General features: G+C 67.6%; 6 protein-coding genes. All 6 read right to left on the reverse strand.

Features of this window, described 5'->3' with window-relative positions:
• Positions 1-527: VWA domain-containing protein (locus RMO85_RS17320; RefSeq protein ID WP_310529965.1), on the reverse strand; the 527-nt coding region annotated here is incomplete at its 3' end.
• Entirely contained in the window at positions 524-2,005 is a 1,482-nt protein-coding gene (locus RMO85_RS17325; protein ID WP_310529966.1) for a CpaF family protein, read from the reverse strand. The genes RMO85_RS17325 and RMO85_RS17320, both read right to left, overlap by 4 nt.
• A gap of 1 nt (position 2,006) precedes the next feature.
• On the reverse strand, positions 2,007-3,239 hold the full coding sequence (locus RMO85_RS17330) for an AAA family ATPase (RefSeq protein WP_310529967.1): 1,233 nt from the start codon (positions 3,237-3,239) through the stop codon (positions 2,007-2,009).
• Complete coding sequence (cpaB, locus tag RMO85_RS17335) at positions 3,236-4,009, reverse strand: Flp pilus assembly protein CpaB (protein ID WP_310529968.1); 774 nt, start codon at positions 4,007-4,009, stop codon at positions 3,236-3,238. The genes RMO85_RS17330 and cpaB overlap by 4 nt, the downstream gene beginning before the upstream one ends.
• 278 nt (positions 4,010-4,287) lie before the next feature.
• A complete protein-coding gene (locus tag RMO85_RS17340; protein WP_310529969.1) occupies positions 4,288-6,081 on the reverse strand; it encodes an AMP-dependent synthetase/ligase in 1,794 nt (597 codons plus the stop codon).
• An 11-nt stretch (positions 6,082-6,092) separates the two neighbouring features.
• Complete coding sequence (locus tag RMO85_RS17345) at positions 6,093-6,743, reverse strand: isoprenylcysteine carboxylmethyltransferase family protein (RefSeq protein ID WP_310529970.1); 651 nt, start codon at positions 6,741-6,743, stop codon at positions 6,093-6,095.
• Positions 6,744-6,913 lie beyond the last annotated feature (170 nt).

The raw sequence follows: 6,913 nt of genomic DNA on the forward strand, positions 1-6,913 counted from the left end.
GCGCCTGCCAGGTCGAGCGCCTGAAGCATCGCGTCGTAGACGCTCGTGCCCTGGGTGAGCTGGATGGAGGCAAGGGCGGCGCGGACCGCCTCCCGGTCCGTGGTCGGGGAGATGGACTCGACGACCTCGCCCGCGAACGCGACGAGCCCGATCTTGACATCGGCCGGCGCCGTCTCGAGGAAGGCGTCGATGGCTGTGGTGGCCGCCGCGAACTTGGCGCCGCGCATGCTGTTGCTGGCATCGAGGACCACCACGGTGGATCGCTCGATGTCGCCCGCCGCCACGGTCTTGGCGGTGGCGTCAATGGCTCGCCCGTCGATCTCGACAGTGACGTCCGCGGGATCGACTCCGCCTCCGGGGACGCCGTCCACGGAGACAACCATCGACACCGTGCCCGAGGTGCTCTCGACGTGGTCGATGCCGACCTCGTCCTCGGCCTGAGCGGGCGAGGCGAACGCGAGGAGCGAGGTGGTGACCAGACCGGCGGAGATCAGGGTCGCCCGCGCCCGAGCAGGGCAGGTCATCATCGAAGCGCTCCCCCGGTCGCGAAGATGGACCCGTCGATCTTGACTCCGTGGTCCGCCAGGTGCTGCATGAAGCGCGGTCGCAGGCCCATCGACTTGAGGTGGCCCTGGAACTTGCCGTGCTCGTCGGTCCCGGCGCTGTAGTCGAACAGGAAGACGTCCTGGGTGGTGACGATGTCGCCCTCCATGCCCACGATCTCGGTGATGGCGGTGATCCGGCGCGTCCCGTCCTTGAGACGGGTCTGCTGGATGATCAGGTCGACGGCGCTGGCGACCTGCTCCCGGATGGCTCGGATGGGCAGGTCCATGCCGGCCATCAGCACCATCGTCTCGAGGCGTGCGAGTGCGTCACGGGGGGTGTTGGCGTGAAGGGTCGAGATGGAGCCGTCGTGGCCGGTGTTCATGGCCTGGAGCATGTCGAGGGCGGCCGCGTCGCGGATCTCGCCGACGACGATGCGGTCGGGTCGCATACGCAGCGAGTTCTTGACGAGGTCACGGATGGTCACCGCGCCCTTGCCCTCGATGTTCGAAGGACGCGACTCCAGCCGCAGCACGTGGTCCTGGTGCAGACGGAGCTCGGCGGCGTCCTCGATGGTGATGATGCGCTCGTCGTGGGGGATGAACGACGAGAGCACGTTGAGCGTGGTCGTCTTCCCCGAACCCGTACCGCCCGAGACGAGGATGTTCAGGCGGCCGCGCACGCATCCCTCGAGGAGGTCGGCGGCAGCCCGCGAGAGCGTGTTGAAGCTGATGAGGTCCTCGACGGTGTACGGGTCCTCGGAGAACTTCCGGATAGTCAGCTTGGAGCCGTCGAGCGCGAGCGGCGGAATGATGGCGTTGACACGGCTGCCGTCCGGCAGCCGGGCATCGACCATCGGGCTGGTCTCGTCGACGCGTCGGCCGATCTTGCTGACGATCTTGTCGATCGTGCGGCGCAGGTGGGCCTCATCGGCAAAGGACGCGTCGGTCTTGACCAGCTTGCCGCTGCGCTCGATGTAGATGTTGTTGTAGGCGTTGACCATGACCTCCGAGAGCTCGCCATCGCGCAGGAGCGGCTCGAGGGGGCCGTAACCGAGGATGTCGTCCGCGATCTCCTGGGACACGCGGGCGCGGTCCACCGACGACATCGGCTGGTCGGCATCGGCGAGCGCGGTCTGCAGCGCGACGTGCACCTGCTGCTCGAGCTCGGACTGGGTCATGTGCGCGTCGTACAGCTTGGGACCCAGGGCCTCGACGAGCCTGGCGTGCACGATGCGCTTCACGTCGGCGAACGCGTCGCGACCGGACTTCTTGCTTGCGGTCAGCGTGGCCAGGGTGTTGGCCGACGTGCCGGGTGTGTTGGCCGGAGTCGGCGACGGCGGCGAGGTCGGGTCCTCGGAGTCGTGGCCGGGCGCGCCGAGGTGCGAGGTCGGTGCAGCGGGCGCAACGTCCTGCGGCGAACGTGAACGATGCGCGGCGGCAATACGATCGCTGAGAGTCATGTCAGCCCCTCCTGAGGCGCAAGCGGGACCCGGAGGACTTGGTGCCCGCCGCATCCCTGTCGTCGGCCCTGATGAACGCCCGGGCGAAGGCGGTGATCGCCTTGCTGTTGGGGTGGGACGGGTAGGCGCGGACCAGGGCTTCTCCGCGGTTCACGGCCGAGAGCACCTCGCGACTCGACACGAGCGAGATGTCGGCCTTCAGGCCCAGCGTGGACTCGAACTCATCGGTCGTGAGGCCGACCCTGCCGTCGGCTCGGTTGAGCACGAACTTCCAGGTGTCGCGGGGGAAGTTGAGCAGGTCGAGCGTGCCTGTCGCGAGCTTGAGGCCTTTCAGCGCCGGGATGTCCAAGGTTGCGACCAGGATGATGGTGTCCGTGCGGTCCAGGGCAGTCAGCGCGTTGTCGTCGAACACACCGGACGTGTCGACGACGACGAAGTCGAACATGATCTTGAGGGTGTCGATCATCTTGCCGATGTCGACGGCAGTGGCGTGGTCGGGGGAGTCCAGCCGCACCGGGGCCGCCACGATGGCCAGCCTGTCGGAGTGACGCGTCAGGATCGACTCGATGGCTCCCTCGTCGATCATGCCGTTGAAGGCGACCAGGTCGTTGATCGTCCGGGGGGGCGTCAGCTGCAACATGATTGCCACGTCGCCCGAGTTGACGTCGAGGTCGATCAGGCAGACCCGCTGACCGGCGTCGCTCAGCGCCATGGCCGTGTTGACCGCGATCAGGCTCTTGCCGACTCCGCCCTTGGTGGAGAAGACGGTCAGGACCGTGCCCTGGGGGACGTCGGCGGCCGCCTGAGCGGCGGCCACGTCGGCCTTGGCCTGTGCCATCGCCGAGCTCGCAGCGGCCTGCGACTCGATCTCCAGGGCCTTGGCGATCTCGCTGGCGACCGACCGGGCGCGGTGCACGGCCGTGGTGATGCCGGCCAGGTCGTTGGCCTCGACGACCTCGCGCATGCCGCTGCGCAGAGCCGTGGTCAGCACCTCGTGATCGATCGTGCGCCGCAGCAGGATCACACCGAGGTCGGGCCGGTGGACACGGGCCCACTTGGCGAAGGACATCGCCGCGTCGACGTCGACGGAAGGACCGATGACCACGGCGAACTCGTGTGGACTTGCCGCGATGTGCGCGTCGAGCTCCGCCACGGTCTTGAACGCGACCGATCCGTGCAGCATCGTCTGCACGATGTTCAGCTGCCCGGCGTCGGGCTCGAGGATCGCGGTCACGGCACGTTCCGGAAGGCTTCGGGGATCACGTCTGTTGCCGTGACGCCCGGGTTGTCGCTCACGGCCGACTCGTCAGAGAGCAACGCGAAGGACACGTCGCTGTTGCGGTCTGCGAAGACCAGCTTCTCGGCCTGCTCCTGGGTGACCGCCACCGTGAGGATCGTGCGCGGGACCTCGGTCGTCTCGGAGCCGTCGTCGGTCTTGGTCGTCTTGGACGTGATGCTGGTCGTGCCGACACCGACTACCTCCACCGAAGGCAGGAGGAGGCGCGTGTACTGCGGCAGCTTCACCTCGCCGCCACTTGCGTCATAGAGCACGGGGTCGGCCGAGACGAAGATCGCCACCGTGGACCCCGGATTGACGAAGCCGGCTACGCGTTCGGAGTCGGTCAACTCGACGGACACGGCGAGCTTGTCGTCGGGGATCACCAGGCCGTCGGCGTCACCCAGGTTGCCGAACTTGCGGGCGATGATCTGTTCGCCGGGGTAGATGGTGCCGATCGCCACCAGCTCGGAGATCGACGAGGTGGACGACAGGGCGCCTTCGACGACGTCCTCGCGGCGCACCTGCTTCTTCTCGAACTTGCCGGCCTCCTGAGCGGCGGCCACGTCGTCGCCGACCTCGATCACCTCGGTGGCCGAGAGCACCTCGACGAGCTCCTGGCCCTCGGTGGCTCGCTTGTCGATGCCTTGCACGTACAGCACGATGATCGCCGTTCCGAGAAGGGAGATCAGCACGGCGACGATGAGGAGGACGGAACGGCGAGCCATGGGGGCGATCCTTCGCAGTCAGAAATTCCAAGGGCTTCTTCTGGGAAAGCTCAGGGCTGTCGGCGAGCGTGGACGCATCCCGCCAGGCGGCCTCGGGGAGGACCCAGATTCCACCCCAGGCGCAGAATCTAGGGCCCTCTGGGGCGGCGTGTGGGCTAAACCGAACAAACGGCCCATAGGTAGTGTTCACACCACCCGAAATGACTAGACGGGCCCTGGTTCGAGTGGTTCGAACGTGCGGTGGCCGGAGCGTCGCGAAGCAGTTCGGTAACGATTTGTCAGGTGACGTAGAGGGCTTCGACGTCTTGTCGGAACTCGCGCATCACCACGTTGCGCTTGAGCTTGAGGCTCGGCGTCAGGTGACCGCCCTCCTCGGTCCACTCGTCGGTGAGGATCGTGAACTTACGGATCGCCTCGGCGCGCGAGACCGACTTGTTGGCTTCCTCCACGGCGCCCTCGATCTCGGCCAGGAGCTGCGGGTCGTCGAGGTTGTTGTGCAGGTTTGCGGACTTGCCGTGTGCTTCGGCCCAGGCGGGGAAGGACTCGCGATCGATGGTCACCAGGGCCGCGATGAACGGCTGGCCGTCGCCGACGACGATGCACTGGTCGATCAGCATGTGGGCACGGAGTCGGTCCTCGAGCACCGCTGGGGCGACGTTCTTGCCGCCCGCCGTCACCAGGATCTCCTTCTTGCGGCCGGTGATCCGGACGAACCCCTCGTCGTCCACCTCGCCGACGTCACCGGTGCGGAACCAGCCGTCCTCGAAGACCTCGGCGGTTGCTGCCTCGTTGTCCCAGTAGCCACTGAAGACCTGGCCGCCCTGGAAGAGGAGCTCGCCGTCATCGGCGACGCGCACGGCGGTGCCGGGGATCGGGCGCCCGACGCTGCCGATCTTCTGCGCATCGGGGAGGTTGACGGTCAGCGCGGCCGTGGTCTCGGTCAGGCCGTAGCCCTCGAGCACCACGACGCCGATGCCACGGTAGAAGTGACCCAGCCGTTCACCGAGCGGGGCGCCGCCGGAGACGGCGTGGCAGCAGTTGCCTCCCAGTGCCGCCCGCAGCTTGGCGTAGACGAGCCTGTCGAAGAGGGCGTGTCGGGCCCGGAGCCGGATCGGCACCCGGCCCTTGTCCTGAGCCCGTGAGAAGGCGATGGCGGTCTCGGCGGCCCGGTCGAAGATCTTGCCGCGCCCGTCGGCCGTGGCCCGCTGGGACGAGGTGTTGAAGACCTTCTCGAAGACGCGCGGTACAGCCAGGATGAAGGTGGGCTGGAAGACCTCGAGGTCGCCCAGCAGGTGCTTGATGTCGGCGCTGTGCCCGAGGCGCACGCGCTTCTTGATGGCGCCGACCTGGATGATCCGCGCGAACACGTGGGCCAGCGGCAGGAACAACAGGGTCGAGGCGCCCTCGGTGGCGAAGAGCTCGTCGAGCTCGTGGGTGGCCACGCCCAGCTCGAACATGAAGTTGCCGTGGCTGAGCATGCAGCCCTTGGGGCGCCCCGTGGTCCCGCTGGTGTAGATCAGCGTCGCCAGGTCGTCCGGCGTGGTCGCCGTACGACGCGCTTCGAGAGCCTCGTCGGAGATGTCCTCGCCGAGCATGCCGAGGACACCGATGGCGTTGTCGTCGAGGGACCACACGTGGTTGAGGGCCGCACCGGACCCGGCGTCGCGCGCCTCGCGGATGCGGGCCAGGTGGTCGGCGCCCTCGGCGACGACGGCCCTGGCGCCCGAGTCCTGCAGGATCCAGCCGATCTGCTCGGCCGACGAGGTCTCGTACACCGGAACCGTCGCGGCGCCGGCAAACCAGATGGCGTAGTCGAGAAGGGTCCACTCGTAGCGGGTCTTGGAGATCAGCGCGACGCGGTCGCCGGCCTCGATGCCGGCGGCCATCAGGCCCTTGGCGACGGCGCTCACCTCAGTCAGGAACTCCGCGGCCGTGACATCGGTCCAGCCCTCACCGGTGTTACGACTGAAGACCACCGTGTCAGCGGCCTCGTGCGCATTGCTGACGACGTCATCGGTGAGGTTGCCCAGCGTGGGGATGTCGATCGTCAAGGGGGTGGCGAACTCGCGCACGTGCAAATCTCCTAGCTGCGGCCGAATGCCGGGACGAGCATAGGCGTTCGCTCCTTGTACGCCGCATAGCCCGGCAGTTCGTTCAGCAGCAACGCTTCCTCGCGGCGTGCTCGCAACACCTGGAAGACCACGAGCGCCCCGGCGACCACCCAGGGTCCGGGGCCTGTGGTCGCAAGGCACAGGCCGACGACGTTGAGGAGCTCAGCCGCGTACAGCGGGTGGCGCACCAGCGAGTAGGGCCCGTGACTGATCACTTCGCGTGCCTGGGGCACCACACTGATGTTGGTGCCGAGCGCACCCAGGGCCCACAGCATCGCGGCGAGGCCGAGGCAGAGCACCACGGCCGCGATTCCCGCAAGAGAGCCGCCTTCGCGGAAACCGTCGCGAGAGACGAGAGGAATCGCGAACGGCGCACCGGTGCCGAGGAACGCGACGAGCCAGGAACTCCATCGAAGATCCGTCCGGGTGCTGGGGGAGCGGCGGAGGTAGGCCCAGATCAGCAGCACGTAGAACGCCATCGTGAGCACGGTGGTGATCGCTGACAACGGATGACTGAGCGGATGGGTCCCCGCCAGCCGGACGGCGTTGACGCTCAGCATGATCGCGAAGAGCGTCACGGCCACGACGCGCCCGAGGTCGATGCGGGCAGGGTTTTCGCCCACGGGGCACTCCTCTTGCTGGGGAACTCGAACGCCGAAACCCTAGTGGCGCGGATCGCATCCGCGCTTCGTTTCGGGTTGACGAGGCGTCCGGTAGGTTCATCCCATGGCCGAACAGACCACCTCGTCGATCGTGATCGACGCCCCGCCCGCCGCCGTGATGGCGGTGATCG

The sequence above is a fragment of the Nocardioides sp. genome, assembly GCF_031422975.1.
Taxonomy (GTDB): domain Bacteria; phylum Actinomycetota; class Actinomycetes; order Propionibacteriales; family Nocardioidaceae; genus Nocardioides.

Coding starts and splice junctions, on each gene's coding strand:
- RMO85_RS17325 (WP_310529966.1), bottom strand. CDS start 2,005: ATGACTCTCAGCGATCGTATTGCCGCCGCGCATCGTTCACGTTCGCCG.
- cpaB (WP_310529968.1), bottom strand. CDS start 4,009: ATGGCTCGCCGTTCCGTCCTCCTCATCGTCGCCGTGCTGATCTCCCTT.